Here is an 18,127-nt window from a genome sequence, read left to right as displayed (position 1 = left end):
TTTTTTGTTTGGAATTTCTTATGAATCAGGATTCTTTCGATACCTATATCGCCCACGGTTACAACCGCATCCCTGTCCGCCGCACCATTCTGGCGGATCTCGACACCCCGTTAAGCGCCTACCTCAAGCTGGCTGACGCGCCCTATTCCTACCTGTTCGAATCCGTGCAGGGCGGGGAAAAATGGGGGCGATACTCCATGCTCGGCCTACCCGCCAAAACCATCATCAAGGTGTTTGGCTGCTCGGTGGAACTGCATCGCGCCCACCAGCCGGTTGAAGCCTTCGATGTCGCTGACCCGCTGGCGTGGATCACCGGATTCCAGCAGCAATACAAAGTGCCGGACATTGAAGACTTCCCACGCTTCAATGGCGGGCTGGTCGGCTATTTCGGCTATGAAACCATCCGTTACATCGAGAAAAAGCTTAGCCATGGCCGCGACAAGCCAGACCCGATCGGCACACCCGACATTTTGTTGATGGTGTCGGATGAAGTTGTCGTTTTCGACAACCTGCGCGGTGAACTGCATCTGATTGTGCTGGCAGAAGCAGGCGGATACCCGCAGGCGCAGCAACGGCTGGACACACTGGAACGCCAGCTACAGGAAGCCCGCCGCCTGTACCGGCCTGCCCCTAAAGCCAAACATGTCGACGAAAGCGATTTTGTTTCCGGCTTCACCGAGCAAGGCTTCAAAGACGCCGTAGTCGCCGCCAAGGAATACATCAAGGCAGGCGACATCATGCAGGTGGTGCTGTCGCAGCGCATGAGCATCCCGTTTGAAGCGCCACCGCTGGATTTGTACCGTGCGTTGCGCCGCCTCAACCCTTCGCCGTACATGTATTTCCTCAATCTAGGCGATTTCCACATCGTCGGCTCCTCGCCGGAAATCCTGGCGCGGCTGGAAGACGACGTGATCACCGTGCGCCCGATTGCTGGCACCCGCAAACGCGGCGAAACCGACCAGCGCGACCTGGAACTGGAAGCCGAACTGCTCAACGACCCCAAGGAAATCGCCGAACACCTGATGCTGATCGACCTTGGGCGCAATGATACTGGCCGCGTCAGCGCAATCGGCTCCGTCAAACTGACTGACAAAATGATCGTGGAACGTTATTCGCACGTCATGCACATCGTCTCCAACGTCACCGGCAAACTGCTGCCAGGGCTGGAAGCGATGGATGTGCTACGCGCCACCTTCCCTGCCGGAACCGTCAGCGGCGCGCCCAAAATCCGCGCCATGGAAATCATCGATGAATTCGAGCCGGTCAAACGTGGCGTCTACTCCGGCGCGGTCGGCTATCTGGCCTGGAACGGCAATATGGACACCGCCATCGCCATCCGCACCGCCATCATCAAGGATGACGTGCTGCACATCCAGGCAGGCGCGGGCATCGTCTACGATTCCGTCCCCTACCTCGAATGGGAGGAAACCATGAACAAGGGGCGTGCGGTCTTCCGCGCCGCCAGCGCCGCGCTTTCCGGCCTCAACGGCAAACACAAGTGAGGGGGTGAACCATGAAAGTCCTGATGGTCGACAATCATGGTTAGCTTCCATTGGTTCCCATAAAATTCCACTAACATCAGCCTGTTAATAAATTTACTTTACGCTGAATTATTCATCATTCCGCTGACTTCCAGCATAAAACCGGATAACCTACCGGACAACTTGAGTTGCTCCAAGGTTATCCGGTATGCCGCTATCAGACACAAAAGCCCGCAGCGCAAAGCCGGGCGAAAAACCCTATCAGTTGCCCGATCATGATGGGCTTTACCTGGATGTCAGGCCGTCAGGCCGTAAGGTATGGAGGGTTAGGCTATGGCTGGACGGGAAGGAAATTAGGCACACGGTAGGCGACTATCCAGATATTGGCCTCCAAAGCGCCAGACAGAAGCGTGATGTCGCCAAGCAGCAAGCCCGCAACGGGATAAATCCAAATACCGAAAAGGCCGAAAAAAAGCAGGCGTCCCGGTACGCTGCTGCGTTAACCGTCAAATCTGTGTCGCTGGAATGGCTGGAAAAGACAGGTGTAAAGCGCGGCGCAAAATATCAAGAGCAAATCAGGCGCGTCCTTGCCGCCGATGTGTATCCGGCCATAGGAGATATGCCCATAAGCTCGGTCAAGCCCATCCATGTGCTGGGCGTCCTACAATCTGTGGAGGGAAGGGGTTCAAAGTGCGTGGCCATCAATATCAGAATGTGGCTTTCCACGATATTCCGATATGCCATCATCACGCAGCGTTGCGAGACTGACCCCGCTGCCACGCTTCGCGGTGTAATAGAGCGCGATCCTGTGCAGCACTCCAGAGCATTGAACAAGGCCGAGCTTGCAGAATTCATCCATCGTCTGCGCAACTACAAGGGCAACAGGACAGTAACAATTGCAATTGAGTTGATTATGATGCTGTTCGCCCGCACGGCAGAAGTTAGGAAAGCTCGCTGGGATGAATTTGACCTTGAGTCGGCAGAATGGCGAATCCCTGCTGACCGGATGAAGATGAAGCGCCCCCATATCGTACCACTGCCACGGCAGGCAATCGCCCTATTACAGGAACTGCACATAATCACGGGAAACTGCCCTGTGCTGTTCCCAAGTACACGCAACATAAACAACCCTGTCCATGCCACTACCTACAATACGGCAATCCTCTACATGGGATATGAGCGCCGAGAATTATCCATGCACGATTTCCGCGCCACGGCATCAACGCTGCTCTATGAGTCCGGCAAGTACCGTGCTGAAGTGATAGAAAGGCAAATGGCGCACGCCGAACGAAACCAGTCCATAAGGCCATACAACCATGCCGAATACCTGCCAGAGCGCCGCCAGATGATGCAGGACTATGCCGACATGCTGGAGTCTCTGTCGGTACGCACCATCTAACGATGGGCTTTGCCTTTTAAAATTGGCACAGCTAAAAATAGCGTTTGGGGCGCGGTCTACAGGAGAGTGTGGGCGAGTTGCGACCCACCCACCCATGGCGTTCAACGTAATGCAAAACGCACCTTTCCGGCTGGTGTCGTCCATCCAGCCGCAGCCGCCCCACTGTACTTAAATGCATAGAAGTCAATAAGATCACCTGCTTTCAGGGGAATCCCGCAAGCTGTAAATTGTGCACTGCCGTTAATGGTAAAGTTCTGGGTTGGATAATTTCTGACATCGTCTGCAACCTGTGTGGCATTGACTTTGGCGATAAGCCGAACCACCCCGTAATTCGTTGCTGACGTGGTAAAATTCCCTGCCATCGCCGCATATATGTCCCAAACACCGCTGACTGGGCATGTCCATTTATTGCTGGAAACAGTTGCTGGTATTGTCACGGTGCCGCTTACTGCAAGAGCGCACTGTGTTTCAGTGTTTTCCGCTGTTATCGTTGTGCTGCTGATTGTCCCCGCCCAATAACCACCCCGCAGGAAGTCCCCCACGCATACCCACGCACTGCCGGTGCTGATGAGCCTAACGCTTGTTCCGAACGGCTGGTAGATCGTCAGCCCGAAGCCATTGATGTTACCCGACGGGCTTACAATCATCTGTTGCACTGCGGCTGACTGCGCCAGCACATCTACATACCATTCAGCCCCTACCGCTGCCGCGCTTGGCAGCGTCAGCGTGGCACACCCAACACCCATGACAATGATCTTGCAGGCATCCGCCGCAGTCAGCACCGTGTTTGCGGTGACGGTTTGGATAACTGATCCAGATACGCGGGCAATCGGGAATGATGCGCTGTTGGCCTGATTGCGCCGGTATTCGATGCCCTCCATCTCATCAATAAAGGTTTGGTGCTTGTAAAAGGTTGACGGGGGGGATGACCCGCTATTGCCGGTGACAATGGCTTGCAGCGCATTGTTGATGTCTGTGCGCACATTCGCGCCAGTGTCATTGCTTATAATGTAGTCATGTTGTGGCATAAGTCAAACCCCTTGGGCGATGTAGTCGAAAGTGCGGGCAACACCAGCGCCCGCCGAATTCAAGAACTGGAGCGTGAAGCCGAACCTGTTTTTGCTGGATATGAGGTGGTAATCACCGGTCATTAAACCCTGTGACAGAATGGTGACAGCGGGCGTGGTATTGAACGGCGAAGTGTAATAGACAGTCAGGCCAGCAGCGGGGACGGCAATGTCGTTCCCCTTCTCAACGCGCCCGGCAAGCGAAACGGTGAACTGGGCATTCGTCACATCCACATTGATGTCAGGGCGGTCAACACGAAGAAGCAAGCGGAAATAGATCAGCCTGCACCGCACATCAAACGCGGCCTGAGCCGTTGACCATTCAGACCATATGACACCATCTTGCGAAGTCGAATACTGGCATGTTACGCTGCCGCCACCCACAGGCAGGCCATCCCATGCCCCGCGCCCATCTGCTGTTACCCACCCATCCATCAGGTTATAGGGTGCATTGGTGGCTACAGCATCCACATCAGTGATGGAATCCCATAAAGCCCAACCATCTACATAATCGTTGACCATGACCGTGGTGAACAGCACATTGGTCATGATGCGCATGGTGTACACCGTGCCAGCATCGTAGCTGTTGAACATCATGTACACGCCCTGCAAGGCAGTATCATCAAGCCTAATGCCGTTACGGGAACCTGTATAGCGCACTATATTGATGTCGTCGCCCCCCCAAGGGAACGCATTGTTGGCTTCATCGGCTGCAAATGCCTGGTACATGCCGATTGCCCCATTGGCCTGTGAGTACAGTATCATTGGGTTTGCCGACAGGTTGCCACTGGAATCCTGCCACTTGGCAAGGTACGCCCCCGACACGGCTGGCACAGTGACAGAGGAACTATTCCCCGGTGCTTGCGCCAACGATTGCGCGTTATCCCACGTCGCCCCCGTCTGGACAGGGGCAAACCGCAACAGCAGCGCCCCACCGACCCGCACATCAGCCTCATCGGTTGGGCGATATGTGATGATAAGGCTACGGTCTGACAGGTTCCCGGCAAGGTCTGCCACATCAGCAGGCGGTGCGGTCTTGCCGTACACATCCAGCGACACATAAGAGGGTGATCCTACCTTGATATTGACCGGGGTCACTTCAACATAAACCCGGTGCGTGCCATCAGGCACAGTGAAGCTGGTGGAATAACCGAACACATCATTCAGGCGCACCCAATCGCCTGCATCAACCCGATACCGTAAACGCGCCCGGTCGTAATAAACCCCGGTTGTCCACGCCACATTGACAACGCTATGCACGCCAGTGACCGATTCCACCAGTTCCTCGGCGGCTGTCAGTGCCACAATCCGTGGCGTCCAGTTATCAAGCCCAGTAGGGGATGTGGTGCGTGGCGCAGTCAGTGGGTGAGGCGCATAAACAGCATCGTCATACTCGATCAGGTCAAGTTCAACTTCGTCGTCGGGCTGTAGGCGCATGGCAAGCACCCTGAATGGCTTGGCAACCCATCCCGGTGTGCTGTGCGTGACCGTCACCACATCGCCCACTTCTGCCACCATCCCGGCAATCGTTGCCCGGAAGGTGCAGGTGATACAGAACCGCGATTGACGCAGATGCCGTTCCGCAAGGATCTGCGCCTCAACCGGGTTATTGGTCATCGGCAAGGTGATTTGCGATTCCAGCAACAGGCCATTGTCAGCAGCCCGGTAAGTTGTGCTATCGGCGGTGTAGATGTCCGCCTGGTACTCATTGTCAGGGTTAATCCAGTCAGCCTGTACCCGGTTGTACTTGCTGCGCTTTCCACCCACCGAAATTCGCCATGACCCGGTAATATTGTCTTCGCTGAATGCCAGTGTCGGCACGGCGGCAGTATCCGGGATGACACTGTAACCCCTGGCACTGAATACCAGCAGCGCCCGCATGGGGCTTAGAAGCTTGCGGATATTGGTCAGGCTGTCATCATCCGGGGAAATGATACCGTTACATGTATGCAGATACCTGCCCGTACCAGCGGTATCCACAAACGTCTGCTCGCAGATATTGGCGGCAGCAATGAATGACGCTGTGTGGATTGAAGCGGTTGGGAGGTTGCGCCCGAACGTGGCATTGGTCAGGTAGTCCAGCACGCACAATGCCGGGTTTGAAGTCTCTTTGGTCAGCCCGTCACGCGGGTCATAACACAAGCGCCCACTGATGTCAGCGGTAATGGTTGGAATGCCCGTCCATGTGTCACGGTCGTAATTCAGGCGGACATAGGAGTAAGCAAGGCCATTCAGCGTGTGCGTGCTGTCCCATTCCGGGCATTGCGCCCCCAATGCAGCGGAATACCCACCGTTGGTGTATGTCTCATAATAGACCTTGCCCGCAAACTTTGGGTCATTAATGGGTGTGTTGTCCAGGTACAGTTGCCCGATGGACGCAATCCCGCCCTCACAATGCACGATCACCAGATTAAGGAACACGTTGTCATCACCCGACGTGGCTATATAAACCAGCGTCCCGCCCCAGCGCATCCTGCCATAGATGATGCGTACAGGGTCAACGGTGGAGGCGGTATTGACACTGATGCCGGTATTGGTATCGGGCAGTGACCCTGCATCCAGACCCAGCGCTTTGGTCAGCACCATGCTTGCAGCCGTGGAGGCCAACCCACCAACGACCGCAGCCCCAATGCTCCCGGCAACCACGAAACCAGCACCAACAGCATAAGCCGTGGCGGCTGACCCTGCCACCATTGCCCCCACTGCCACCACAGCAGGCATTATCTTACCCCCAGGATAATGGCATCCTGCAATAGCCAATCCGTGGCGGTCTGGATGACAACGCCGTGTTGCACGGTGGATGACAGCGCCTTGATGCCGGGTAACAATACTGCTGCTGATACACCCGATGCCGGGTGGGTATTCAGGACAATATCACCCGGTTGGGCAAATCCCGCAGGAATCAGCACCAAGCCATCATCTTTGAGCCTCAGCACAATGGCATCCATGCCGTGGCGTTCCATCCATGCCCATGCCTTGCGTTCCGAGGCCATGTGCTTGCGGTACTTGTCCAGCAAGTCGGTATCGTGCTGTGCATCAATGCCAGCAAGGGCCAGCGCCACACAGTTGGTTTCCCCCCACTTGAACGGCTTCCCCATCTGGTCAGTTGCCCACTTGACAAGTTTTATCATGCCTTTTGCCCCCAGAGTATTTCCTTGCCGCTGGAAGTGATGAACCCGAAACCATTATCCCCAGGTGCGTAAATCTGCTGTTCAGACAGGTTGGTATGCCGCCCCGGACGGCGCTCGAAGTCAACCCAGTGGCTGCCTGCTGTAATGCTGACAATGCAATCCCCTGAGTCCGGAGACTCCTCGATGGTTGGCTGATCGCACCGCCCGTCAAAGATCGGTAGCGGGTCAATGACCACACCCCCGAAAGCGTCGATAAATGCCTTGCGGATGACTACCCTGCGGTCAATGAAATCATATTGGAGTACGGCAGACACCCACGCCTGATCCACGCCGGACATCCGGATGGTGGTCTGATTGCCTGACAGGTCGCCCGTCTCCTCGATCTGGTCAAAGGAGAGGTAGGACGCCAGCGCCAGATACTCATTGCCATTCCATGCCACCGCCCGATAGAAATCAGTGGCGAATGTCGCTGCGGCATCAAGGTAAAGCTCCACCAAGTGGATTGGCTGGTTGCTGTCGGCTGACACCTGATCCAGCACCGCAATGCTTGCCCCGCGCCCAGACACTAGAGAGCCTCCACGAACTCAGCACTGTAGGTGACAAACTCACCAGGCTGCATATCCATGACATGATCGTCTGTCGCATAACGCACCCTTGCAGATATGGCATCAAACTTTGCCATCCCGCCCAACTGGACAGGGAAGCTTAATGCAGGCTCAACCATCAAACTGGCTATGCCTCCTGCATTTGGCACAACGTCTGCCACCAGCATATAAACCTTGTCATGACTGGAAAATTGCACAAAATTTCCAGCTCGGGCGAAGCTTGCGTTTGGGATCAGGCCCCCAACCAATATCTCACGGTCACCAGCATTGCCAGCATTGATGAGAGGGGCAGTGGCATTGCCTGTACAACCATTCCGATTACCAAATATATGCAATGGCACGTAAAAAGTGCCGTGCTGGCCTCGCATGGATAACGCAAAAGCGAGTAATGGCATGGCTTCAGATCTAGGCAACACGCCCCAGTCAAACCTCCATTGCCAGCGTTGCGCCCCTCTGGTGCGGCTCTGGGTGCGCAGGTTGTGGGACGTGCTGACCAATGTTGGTTGCTGGCTCTTGACAGAAATGGACTTCGGGACTGGCGTTGCCGGATGCCCGCCTGCCCATAGGCTCTCGGTAGGGACTGAAGCAGCCAACAACAACGGGGCAAGCATCGTTATAAGCCTGCGCTAGTCGTGTATGCACACAATGCAGACCACAGTATCCCCGGCGTGGCAGGCATTACCACAGTGGTAGCCGTCGTTACTGCATTAGATCGAATATACCCACCACCACTAAAAGGCTCTAACCGTACCGCTTCGCCTTGATTCAATCCTGTAGGGAGATAAAATTTCGGAGTGCCAATCATGTTGGTGGTAGTCACAGTGATGGGAGTGGCGCTAGCTGCTACTGCGGCCGCGTAATAAGCCACTATCTTTAAAGTGTCAATGTAATGGTACTGCGAGGTAACAGCAGGCAGTGTTAAGGTTACTGCCGCCCCTGACACACCTTCCGCATATACACATAGCGAGCTTGGCACATTTTGTACAAACGCTCGATTTGCCGCACTGTTCGGCCCCGCCCCAATGGTAAGCGGTGGTGGGTTATATATGCCAGATGACAGTGTGGAGCTAGAGAGGGCTACAGTTGCTGCGCCACTGGTGTATGAACTGCATATCATTCGGAATTTTTTAAATCCGGCCACATTAAATTGGTAAGCCGCATTGGCCGCTAAAGCCCCTGTGCCCACTGAGGCAACACCTGTATCACTTTTAATACCGAAAATTGGCACAAATGTTACGCCATCAGCACTAGCCCAAAACGTAGCCTGTAGCGAAAATGTGCCGCTAAATACTGCAACTAGCATGCTTTCGTCGGAAACATCAGTATCGATTAGTCCGCCTAATCCTGACAATGTACTAGTCAGTAAATTATTAACATCGGTTAACGCTATGCGTTGTATATGCTCATTATCATCATCAACAACGGTTGACAACTTTATATTGCCCAGTGATTGCTGGGTCTGAATGTTTGAATTCGTGTAAGTCATAAACAAATGCCCTTTAAATGCTTGGAGACACGCGGTTACGGATTTGTGCCTGGCGAACAACACTTGGTATGTTGCGGTAGATGCGGGATTCCATGCTGGCAATCGCTGACTGGATGCGCTCAACAGCTCCAGAATCAGCGCCGCGCGCATCAATGGATATTGGCATGGATATGGTCACCCCCTCACCGGCTTGCTGGTCTGGTGTCTGCACAATGACCCGTTCACCGGGGGTGGCGCGGAAGGCAACCACCTGGCTGTCCACGCCGCCCGCACCGCCAACGTCAAATGTGCCCCCATTGGCAAACCCAAACAGTTTTCCAATTGAAGAGAAAATTCCGCCAGCGCCGCCTGTGCTTGACCCACCTGACATCATGCTGTCCAGCCACGGCTTGATCACCTTGAGCTTGATGGCTTCCCTGATCATGGACTGGATCAGGTCGCCCCAGTTGGCTTTACCCGTCATCACGGTATCAAGGATTGCATCACCAATCCCGTCAAATGCCGACTTGGCGGCATTGTGCAAATCCATCATCCGTTGGGCGTCCTGTTCCGACTGCGCTTGCAGTTGTGCCATTGCCGGGGTCAGGCCGGTTTCTGTGGTGAGTTGCCATTCCCTGAACGCCTTATCGGTCATCGTGGCTTCAGCACGCATGGCAGCAGTCTGCTTTTGCAGGTTGGCAAGCTCCACCTGCATCTTTTTGCCCACCAGCCCGCTGATGTCTGATTTGTTCAACCCCTTGGCTTTCAGGTCGATTTCATAGCTGCCGACGGTCGAGGTTCCGGCCTTCGCCAGTTCGTCAGCAATGGCCTTCTGTTCGCCCATCAGGGTGTTGGCGTAATGCAGGGCTTCCGCCTGCTTGATCACGCTATCAGAAAAGCCCTTTGCGTCCAATGTGGCGGCATAATAGGCTTCCCCGGATAGCAGGATTTGTGCCTGTTGGTCTTTAAGCCCGGCAAGTTCCTTGTCTTGGGCATCCTGTAATTCTTGCGCAGCTTTCTGGCGCTCTTCTTCTACCTTCATGATGGCCTTGATCTGGCTCTCACCAGAGGTATCAACGCCTGCCGTCAAATCCTTGTAGTAACCCAATACCTTTTGTACGTAAACTTGGGTTTCCTTGTAGGGCGGGATACCTGCATACTTGTCGACAGCGCCGGGGCCTGCATTGTAAGCCGCTGCCACTTTCTCGATGTCGCCATTATATTTGGTCAGTTGCTGGGAAAGGTAAGCCGTGCCAAGGTTGATATTGTCAGCGGCGCTGAACAGGTTGTAGTTGGTCATGCCGATTTCTTTGGCAACCATCGCTGCCGTGCCGGGCATGACCTGCATGATACCCTTCGCACCCGCTGGGGAAACCGCCTTGAGTTGGGCGGCGGCGTTCTTCATCCAGCCGGTTTCCTGCTGGATCACCGCCTGCACCAGGTTGGCATCGACGTTGAAGCGTTTGGCGGCAGCATCAATTTCAGACCTGAACGCTTGGGAACCCTTCAGCCATGGGGCGCTCAGTTGTTGTTCTGCGGCCTTTTTGGTGGCTGATGCGGCCTTGTTGGCAGCATCAATGGCCCCCTTGCCCAGCTTGGCATTGGCGGCATCAGCCTTGGCAGCGCCAGCGGCGGCAACATCATACTGGGTATTCAGCCGCTCAAACTGCTTGCTGGCTGCGTTGAACTCGTTGTTCAGCACCCGTTGCTGTTCCGCCTGCACCTGCGTTGCCGATGCCTGCGCCAGCACGTATTGTGCATTCAGGCTTGCCGCCTGCGCCTGTGCGCTGGCAATGCGTGACGCATTGGCAGACGCTTCCGCCACGGCCATATAGCCATCAGCCCACTCGCCGAACTTTGCGCGCACGCTGTCGCCAGCGCCAGCCGCGCTGGCCTGCATGTTGCGCATTGCGCCCGCAGCGGCATTGATGTCACTGGCAAGGGAATCAAGGCCTGGGATATTCCCAAGCGCAGATGCTGCTGCATCCAGCGGGGCGGCAATCTTCCCCAGTACGGCGCTGGCCATGCCGCCCGCCATGTCGGCAATTTTCCCGAATACCGCCCCCGCAATCTTGGCCATACTGGCAAACATTACTTGCCATCCTGCCCCGAGCTGGTAATTTAGGGCGGAAAACCGTGCACCGAATGCCTCCCCGTAGCTGTGAACTGCCTCAAAGGCAGCTTGGCTCCATACGGGCAAGTAAGTAAATCCAATGCGCCAGTAATCCAGTAACCCACCCCAGTCAGACACTGAGGAGGCAAGGTAATCTGCTTGCGTGGTGCTCATCTGTGCCAGTGATTCTGCCCACACTCCGCTGACGTTGCCGAGTTCCGATTCCAGCATCACCGCCCAGTTCGTGGCACCTGCAATAGCTTCGCTGATGTCTGAGCCGAACGCGTTGATGAATTCCGCTCCGGCAACGCCCGCCTCGTTGCTGAGGCCGATCATGGCTGTCTTGATGCGGGTCAATTCATTATTTGCCTTGCCCAGAGTGTCAAGCTGTCCAGGGGACAGTATCGCCCCGACACGACTGGAGTATTCGGCCAGCTCCTTGAGATTTTTGGCATTATCCTCCAGCACTGGCAGCAGCCTGCTGGCGTCGTCGGCAAGACCCTCAAGCAAGAATATCTTCTGTGATTTTGACAGGCCTGACTTGTCCAGAGCCGCCCCGACCTTTAGCAAAGCCTCATCAGGCCGAAGCCCGACAAACTCCTTCACTTTCAGGTTAAGCTCGTCAAACAGGTCTTTGGCCTCACCCCCGCCCGTAGTGGAAAGGTCTCCAATCTTGTCCGAGACATCCTTGAAGATGTCAGTGACCTTGCCAGCCTCAAGCCCTGCTAACTGTGCCGCTGCATCCCATGACTGTATTGCCTGGGAAGACACATTGAAAGCTGCGGATGCCGCCGAAAGGCTATCGGCAAGCTCCAATGTTTTTATAGTGGCTGCAACCGTCCCGGCATTCATGGCTGCCAGTCCGGCCGTTACAGCTCCAGATGCCACTGCCATTGCATTGCCAAGCTGCGTTCCGAATGTCGCAAGGTTGCCCCGCGCCTTCTGCATTCCAGCCTCAAACTTGGCGGTCATCAGCCGCAAGTCGATGTCAAGGACGCCGACGTTAGCCATTGCTTATTGCCACGAACTGGGCGGTGATTGCTGCCGAGCGCTGGTCATCTGTCATTGCCTTTTCCTTTAGTTTCTTGTCCCACATTTCAAGATTCGCAAAAACAAACCATTCCTCCACCTCTGCCACCGTGACCTTCCCTGCAAGCTCCCGGACGGTGCAATGCAGCTCGTTGGCCATCAGGTACAGGCGCTGGCGGAATGGCTGCCTTAGGAGTTTTTTGCGGTATCTTCCTTGCTGCCAAGGCCATTTGCATCAATGGCGGCATCAGCCAGCAGGCGCAACGTCGACAAGGGCATCATGCTGGTAATCTGGCTGGCTTCGTCCGTGCTGAATATGCGCTTGCCGTCAGCATCACACAGCGACAGTGCCACCATCGTAGCGCCAGCCGCCATGAAACCTTGCGTGCCGTCTTCTGACCGCTGGCTTTCCACGAACTGCATGTATTCATCTGCTGACAGTTGCCGCAGGAACAGGGGTTCACCTTTTACCGTGACCGGGGTCAGTTTCGGAGAGAGCAGCTTGCTTTTAATGTCACTCATTAGGCGTTACCTGCTGAACCGCCGGACGGGGTAGCTTGCGCGCGCGTTCGCAACCTGACCTCAAATGAACCCTCAAGCTTACCATCCGTGCCGCCCGAAGTGTCATTTTTGCCGACGATGCCAGAGAACCCGATGGCATCACCATTTGCCAGCAGAACCTTGAATGTTTTCAGCGTGTTGCTGGCGCTATTGGCGCGCATTTCTTTTTGTCCTGCATCGGTGTAATCGACATTGACATTCAGGGTGAATGTGCCTAAATCTTTCAGGCCGTACATGTACTGCTTTTCAGTGTCGCACATGCTGGTGGCGTCAATCTCCGTAGAAGTGACCCCGCTAAAGCTGATGCTGGTATGTCCTTTGACCTCAAGGTCAGCGGTTCCAACAACGGTTTTGTCAACATAAAATTTACAACCAACCGTGCTGATTGCATTACCACATGCTGGCATATTAGAACTCCATTACATTAAAGGTTAACACCCGCCTGAAAATCATCGGGTTATCGGTTTGAATATCAATCATGCTGGAAAGCGTCGCCTTGCCGGTCTCTATCATGGCTGACCGAACTCCATTCGCCATATCCAGAACAGACATGTATGACTGGCCTACAACATCCACCTGAAACAGTGAGATGGCGCCCATCCCCGCCGGACACCCCATGCTGGCAATGGGCGCCGTCGATACCCTGCTGTACGCCAATGCCGGTAATGCAACATCGATAGGGATAAGCACGGGATAGCACCGCCCATTCACCAGCCCAACAAGCGCACGATAAAAAAGCTGTTCCGCATTGGCGGGGACATCGGAAAAGGCCAGCAATATGGCGCTCACAGACGCACGGCCTCAGCGATCAGTAATTTCATTTTTTCCTGCACCGCCGTGAAAGCCTCAGCCGCCCCCTCATTGGCCGCAGGGCGCATGAACGGTTTGGCTGCGGCCCCGGGGTGCATGACACCACGGTACATTTTCCCGCCGAATGACAGCGCTTTCTTGTTGCGCGGCTGAATGGCGTGAGGCTGTGTGCCGAACTCCACCATGTGCGCATACCATGCCCTGGAATCCACATACACCCAGGTATTGAATCCCATGCGGTTTGCAAATGGCTTTTGCTTGGTGCGGATGGATTTTGATAGCTGGCTGGTGTCACGCGGGGCAAGCGCACGGGCACGCTTGGCAAATACCGCAGCCCCCGCACGGGCGGACTGCCTGACAATGCGCTTAGATATTTTGGCTTGCAGCCCATCCAGCGCCTGAGTAAGCGCCCTGTCTCCCTGGATTTCAATGTCAATGCCGTCATTCTGCCTCATGGATCGATCTCCCTGCACAGCAGCTCTAAGTGGATGCCGCGCTTGTCACGATCAATAGGAGGGGCAACGATTTCAATCCATTTCCCCCGGAATTGCAGGCGGTCAGCTTGTCGCACGGTCACATCAGGCTGCACCCGCATCAGCACGCTGGTGGTGATGTCGCTATGCACTTGCACATGCTCCACGTATTCGCGTGCTGTCACTGGCTCGACTGATGCCCAGACGGTTTTTAGTGCTTGCCACGTTTCTGTTACGCCCCCCACTGCATCGCGGGATTCAGCGAGGCGGCAAATGGTCACGCGGTGGCGTAAGCGCCCTGCCCTCATACCGCCACCGGCATGGAATGGCGGTCAAGCAGCAACTGGACGGCACCATATTCCTTCAATGTCAGCGGACTGACGGTTTCGCGGTTTTCGTACATCGTGCCGACCATCATCAGGATAGCCACCAGCGCGTCATGCGGCAGCGGGTCAAACCCAGCCGCCACCCTGATGGCCAGGTTTCCGTACCCGCCCAGCACTGCCGGGGCAGTTTCCCGGAACACCAGCAGCGGCCTGACGCCATGCTCCACGTAATAATGCTGGTTGCCGTCCATCATCCCCAAGCCGCTACCATCCGCCGCCATGTACATGACATTGGCGACCTGATAGGTTCCGGGTGGGCATAGCAACGGCCTGAGCGGCTTGTCAGACAGGGTGCAGTCATAATACTGGGGCAGCACAGGCCGCCCACAGTACCCGGATGCCGCCGCACACGCCGCCAGAATGTACGCATTGATGGAAGCGTCATCGTCGTCATGGTCAATGCGCAGGTGCAACTTTGCGGCAGCCAGTGACAAGCTTGCCGGTATTGACAAGTAGTCGCCAACCGGCTTCCAAAAAGTGTCAGACCAGCTTTGCAAGGCCGCCATCTACCAGGCGCTCCATTTCTGCTGCCGAAAACGGCATGGCGGACAAGGGGTAATGGATGCCTGGGGAGAAGGAAAACCCATCCCCCGCAATACCGGTGGTGAACACCACCTGCCCCACCTCGTCTGGCGCATCCGGCAGGCTAGCTCCCTCTAGCTGTGGCGATTGTTTTGCTTTTGTCATCACGCTTACGCCATTTTTAGGTATTTGATGCTGTTCGCCGCGCCAGCCGCGCCAGCATCAAGGCAGACGCCGCCATGGCGGGAGAAGGACAGGAAGCCGACCTGCCCTTTTTCGGTGTACTTGGAGTCCGTCATTCGGAACAGCATGATGTCACTGGTCACATCCCGGACAACGTAGTTGCTGAACTGCCCAAACAACACTGTTTTGGCGGCAGTGGCAATGGAGTCCATCTCTTGCAGAATGGTGTACCGGTTTCCTAGGATCGTGTCGTACTGGCTAGTTTCCCAGCCAGGTGCAAATATCGGCCTACCATCACTTCCTTTGAGCTTGCGTAGCACCTTCAGGGTGGAATCGTTAAATCCGAACCCAACGCCAGCGCCAACACGGTAAGCCGGGTCGACGCTGTGTTGCAGGTCAATCAGGTCATCGACAGTAATGGCAGTGGCAGTGGCCGCCGTCACGCCCAGGCCTGCCGCCGTCACAATGCCTGTAGGCTGGCCAGTGCCAGTTCCAACGACAAAGTGCTTGTTGGTCACGCGCCCTATGCGGTCTGCCAACAAGCCGGTGATATACGCCTCAATGTCTATGCCGGAGTCCTGCAACAACTCAAATGGCACGGCGATGGATTTCGAACTGTACTTGTACGTACCTGCCGACACCGTCCCAAATGCAATGTCCTGAGTGGAGACGCTGGCATTCTCGCCAACGATTTCGCCTTCCTGGCTGGTCACGTCCACCGTAGGCCATGGGATTGCTATCCCATGGTCGGTCTGGATCACTGTGGCAAGGTTGCGGATGCCACCGAACGCCTTGAGGCGCTCAATCAGCAGGCCACCGAATTGGGCAGGGACAGTATAGCCACCCTCGGAACCCGTGCCGGTACTCATGGCAGCGCGGATGGAAACTGGCAGGATGGCACGGGCAGCGGAAACGCCATCAATCCCGCCTTTCAGCCAGGCAGCGAACAGCACCGATTCAACATTGGTTTCATCAGCAGCGGCCTGCAAGGTCGCGCCGTTGCGGCCAGCCCGCTGTTCAATAACCTGACGGCTGGAGGCTTCCAGCGCCAACGCCTGTTCTTCACGGGTAATCTGCTTGTCGGTCTTGTCAATGTCGGCAAGGATGGCCTGATATTTTTCATCATGGTCTGCACCCCAGTCCTTGCCTTCCACGCTGTCAAGCAATGCGCGGGCTTCGGCGGCGGCGGCGGTGCGCTTTTCGCGCAACTGTTGGATCGTAGGCATTTTGGTATCCTAATGGGTATAAAGGGAAAGGCGGCGCTCAAGGTGCGCCCGGTGTGCCGCCATGTCCGGCAGGGCTGGCACGGCGGGGGCATTGTCGTAAACGGACAGGTCAAAGGTTGCCAGCGCCATGGGGTTGTCTTCCGGCAGGCCATAAACCTCAGTCACAAACTGCTGCTCAAGGGCTTCCGTTGCGGTCAGCCACGTATCCTTGTCCATGCTTGCCAGCAGCACATCCGTGCCACGGCTGGTCACGCGGTCATATTCTGCCGCCAGTTGCCCGTCCAGCTTGTCCAGCAGGCTGGCAACATCACGCATGTCGTTGGCATTGCCCACCGCCAGCGTCCATGCACGGTGGTACATCAGCATGGCCCCGGTGTAGATACGGCGGCTTGTGCCTGCCATGGCAAGCACACTGGCGGCGCTGGCAGCCACACCCGTGATGTCAACATTGACCGGCTTGCCACAAGAGCGCAGCGCAGCAACCAGTGCCACGGTGGTGAACACATCCCCGCCCGGTGAATTGATGACAACATCCACCGTGTCGAACCCACCCCGGCGCACCGCCGCCGCCGCGTCAGTGGCGTTGAACCCGTACCAGTCATCAATGACATCGGTCACTTCCAGCAACAAGGCGTTGCCTTGGGATGCGAACCCGGCAGGGGCTTGCTTTTGCCGCCCCTGGTTGCGCATGTACAGGTCAAGCAGTTTTCTGTGCATTTGGGTCTGTCCCCTTGGTCAATGGCGAATACAATTCATCCCCGCCCGCAATGGGTGGGAGAGATTCATTCCGGCGTACTTCGTTGATGGTCATCCAGCCAGGCATCTGGTTCCCCCCCAGCGCCAACCCCCACGCCTCATAGCGTGTTTTGGCGTCAGCCTTCAGCAGGGCGGCGGCGTCATAACGGACTTGCAGCCCACCTGACAGCAGCTTGGTTGTCAGTTCTTGCTCAATCCGGGCAAGGTAGGGCTGCAACGTGTAGAGGATGAAGGCAAGGTTCTGTTGTTCAAGGCCGGTTGCCCATGAACTGGACTTGTCCATCTCCTGCATCAGGTGCAGGGGTACGCCAAAGAAGCGGGCAATGTCGTTGACCTGGAAGCGGCGTGACTCGATCAGTTGCGCGTCACTGGGTGAAATGCCGGTGGCTATCCACTCGCCCCCGTCCGGCACAATGGCGGTACGGTGGCGCTTACCAGCCCCCATGTGGCGCTGTTCCCAGTAGTCCAGCAGGAACTTTGCCACATCGTCAGTGACGCGCTTGTTGAACTTTAGATAGCCGTTCGGGGTGCTGTTGTTGTTGAAGAAATCGCTGCTGTACTGGTCTGCCGCAATGCCGATGCCCACCGTCCCCGCCGCATAGGCCAGCGTGCTGACCCCGTGCAGGCCATTGAAGCCGAAGTTTGGCACATGCAGGACATCCGCCGCCTGCCGTGTCACCTGCTTGCCGTTTTCCAGTGTGCAGGTGTATGCCACTTCCCCGTTAGTGCGCCGCCAGATGCTGCACCGTTGGCGCGGGATGTGGATCAGGCCGACGAATTCACCGCCGTGGGTGCGCACGATCAGGGCAACGCCATCACCCCGCAGCGGCATGTCAGAGATTAACGAATCCCACAGCACCACGTTGGTCATCTGGTTGGAAAGGCCAGTGTGCAGGCGGGCAGCCACCGGGTGGTCATTG

At 56.1% G+C, this 18,127-nt stretch carries 20 protein-coding genes; 2 read left to right on the top strand and 18 right to left on the bottom strand.

Going from position 1 to position 18,127, the window contains the following annotated elements:
* The first annotated feature begins 20 nt into the window (after positions 1–20).
* The gene (trpE, locus tag VSS37_RS05900) at positions 21–1,502 is read left to right on the top strand and encodes an anthranilate synthase component I (protein WP_324693848.1); all 1,482 of its coding nucleotides are present in this window, start codon (positions 21–23) and stop codon (positions 1,500–1,502) included.
* Between the two features lie 187 nt (positions 1,503–1,689).
* Positions 1,690–2,880: a tyrosine-type recombinase/integrase gene (locus tag VSS37_RS05895; protein WP_324693846.1), complete on the top strand. Its 1,191-nt coding sequence runs from the start codon at positions 1,690–1,692 to the stop codon at positions 2,878–2,880.
* A 101-nt stretch (positions 2,881–2,981) separates the two neighbouring features.
* On the opposite strand, the gene VSS37_RS05890 is transcribed toward VSS37_RS05895, so the two are convergent.
* The 18 genes from VSS37_RS05890 to VSS37_RS05805 all read right to left on the bottom strand — a co-directional run.
* The gene (locus VSS37_RS05890) at positions 2,982–3,863 is read right to left on the bottom strand and encodes a hypothetical protein (protein WP_324693845.1); all 882 of its coding nucleotides are present in this window, start codon (positions 3,861–3,863) and stop codon (positions 2,982–2,984) included.
* Positions 3,864–3,911: 48 nt separating this feature from the next.
* Positions 3,912–6,668 carry a phage tail protein gene (locus tag VSS37_RS05885; protein ID WP_324693842.1) on the bottom strand — a complete coding sequence of 919 codons (2,757 nt, stop codon included), beginning with the start codon at positions 6,666–6,668 and terminating at the stop codon, positions 3,912–3,914.
* Positions 6,668–7,078: a DUF6950 family protein gene (locus VSS37_RS05880; protein ID WP_324693840.1), complete on the bottom strand. Its 411-nt coding sequence runs from the start codon at positions 7,076–7,078 to the stop codon at positions 6,668–6,670. Before VSS37_RS05880 ends, VSS37_RS05885 begins: the two co-directional genes overlap by 1 nt.
* A complete protein-coding gene (locus tag VSS37_RS05875; RefSeq protein ID WP_324693838.1) occupies positions 7,075–7,644 on the bottom strand; it encodes a hypothetical protein in 570 nt (189 codons plus the stop codon). The genes VSS37_RS05880 and VSS37_RS05875 overlap by 4 nt, the downstream gene beginning before the upstream one ends.
* Positions 7,644–8,078 carry a hypothetical protein gene (locus tag VSS37_RS05870; protein ID WP_324693837.1) on the bottom strand — a complete coding sequence of 145 codons (435 nt, stop codon included), beginning with the start codon at positions 8,076–8,078 and terminating at the stop codon, positions 7,644–7,646. Before VSS37_RS05870 ends, VSS37_RS05875 begins: the two co-directional genes overlap by 1 nt.
* A gap of 218 nt (positions 8,079–8,296) precedes the next feature.
* Positions 8,297–9,169 carry a hypothetical protein gene (locus VSS37_RS05865; protein WP_324693835.1) on the bottom strand — a complete coding sequence of 291 codons (873 nt, stop codon included), beginning with the start codon at positions 9,167–9,169 and terminating at the stop codon, positions 8,297–8,299.
* A gap of 13 nt (positions 9,170–9,182) precedes the next feature.
* Positions 9,183–12,272, bottom strand: coding sequence for a transglycosylase SLT domain-containing protein (locus VSS37_RS05860; RefSeq protein ID WP_324693834.1), 3,090 nt, complete (start codon positions 12,270–12,272; stop codon positions 9,183–9,185).
* Positions 12,265–12,450, bottom strand: coding sequence for a hypothetical protein (locus tag VSS37_RS05855; protein ID WP_324693833.1), 186 nt, complete (start codon positions 12,448–12,450; stop codon positions 12,265–12,267). Before VSS37_RS05855 ends, VSS37_RS05860 begins: the two co-directional genes overlap by 8 nt.
* Before the next feature lie 29 nt (positions 12,451–12,479).
* Positions 12,480–12,812, bottom strand: coding sequence for a hypothetical protein (locus VSS37_RS05850; RefSeq protein WP_324693832.1), 333 nt, complete (start codon positions 12,810–12,812; stop codon positions 12,480–12,482).
* Complete coding sequence (locus VSS37_RS05845; protein ID WP_445971474.1) at positions 12,812–13,258, bottom strand: phage tail tube protein; 447 nt, start codon at positions 13,256–13,258, stop codon at positions 12,812–12,814. The genes VSS37_RS05850 and VSS37_RS05845 overlap by 1 nt, the downstream gene beginning before the upstream one ends.
* A gap of 1 nt (position 13,259) precedes the next feature.
* The gene (locus tag VSS37_RS05840; protein WP_324693830.1) at positions 13,260–13,640 is read right to left on the bottom strand and encodes a hypothetical protein; all 381 of its coding nucleotides are present in this window, start codon (positions 13,638–13,640) and stop codon (positions 13,260–13,262) included.
* Complete coding sequence (locus VSS37_RS05835) at positions 13,637–14,116, bottom strand: HK97-gp10 family putative phage morphogenesis protein (protein WP_324693828.1); 480 nt, start codon at positions 14,114–14,116, stop codon at positions 13,637–13,639. Before VSS37_RS05835 ends, VSS37_RS05840 begins: the two co-directional genes overlap by 4 nt.
* The gene (locus VSS37_RS05830) at positions 14,113–14,442 is read right to left on the bottom strand and encodes a phage head closure protein (protein WP_324693827.1); all 330 of its coding nucleotides are present in this window, start codon (positions 14,440–14,442) and stop codon (positions 14,113–14,115) included. Before VSS37_RS05830 ends, VSS37_RS05835 begins: the two co-directional genes overlap by 4 nt.
* Positions 14,439–15,026, bottom strand: coding sequence for a head-tail connector protein (locus VSS37_RS05825; protein ID WP_324693826.1), 588 nt, complete (start codon positions 15,024–15,026; stop codon positions 14,439–14,441). Before VSS37_RS05825 ends, VSS37_RS05830 begins: the two co-directional genes overlap by 4 nt.
* Complete coding sequence (locus VSS37_RS05820) at positions 15,001–15,207, bottom strand: hypothetical protein (protein WP_324693824.1); 207 nt, start codon at positions 15,205–15,207, stop codon at positions 15,001–15,003. Before VSS37_RS05820 ends, VSS37_RS05825 begins: the two co-directional genes overlap by 26 nt.
* A 5-nt stretch (positions 15,208–15,212) precedes the next feature.
* On the bottom strand, positions 15,213–16,451 hold the full coding sequence (locus VSS37_RS05815) for a phage major capsid protein (RefSeq protein ID WP_324693823.1): 1,239 nt from the start codon (positions 16,449–16,451) through the stop codon (positions 15,213–15,215).
* Between the two features lie 9 nt (positions 16,452–16,460).
* Positions 16,461–17,168 carry a head maturation protease, ClpP-related gene (locus VSS37_RS05810; protein WP_324693822.1) on the bottom strand — a complete coding sequence of 236 codons (708 nt, stop codon included), beginning with the start codon at positions 17,166–17,168 and terminating at the stop codon, positions 16,461–16,463.
* A partial coding sequence (locus VSS37_RS05805) for a phage portal protein (RefSeq protein WP_324693820.1) occupies positions 17,149–18,127 on the bottom strand: 979 nt, incomplete at its 5' end. The genes VSS37_RS05810 and VSS37_RS05805, both read right to left, overlap by 20 nt.

Source organism: Candidatus Thiothrix phosphatis (assembly GCF_035668035.1).
In the GTDB taxonomy this organism is placed as follows: Bacteria; Pseudomonadota; Gammaproteobacteria; order Thiotrichales; family Thiotrichaceae; genus Thiothrix; species Thiothrix phosphatis.
Note: the sequence above shows the minus strand (reverse complement) of the source record. Positions and strands in the feature narration are given on the sequence as shown.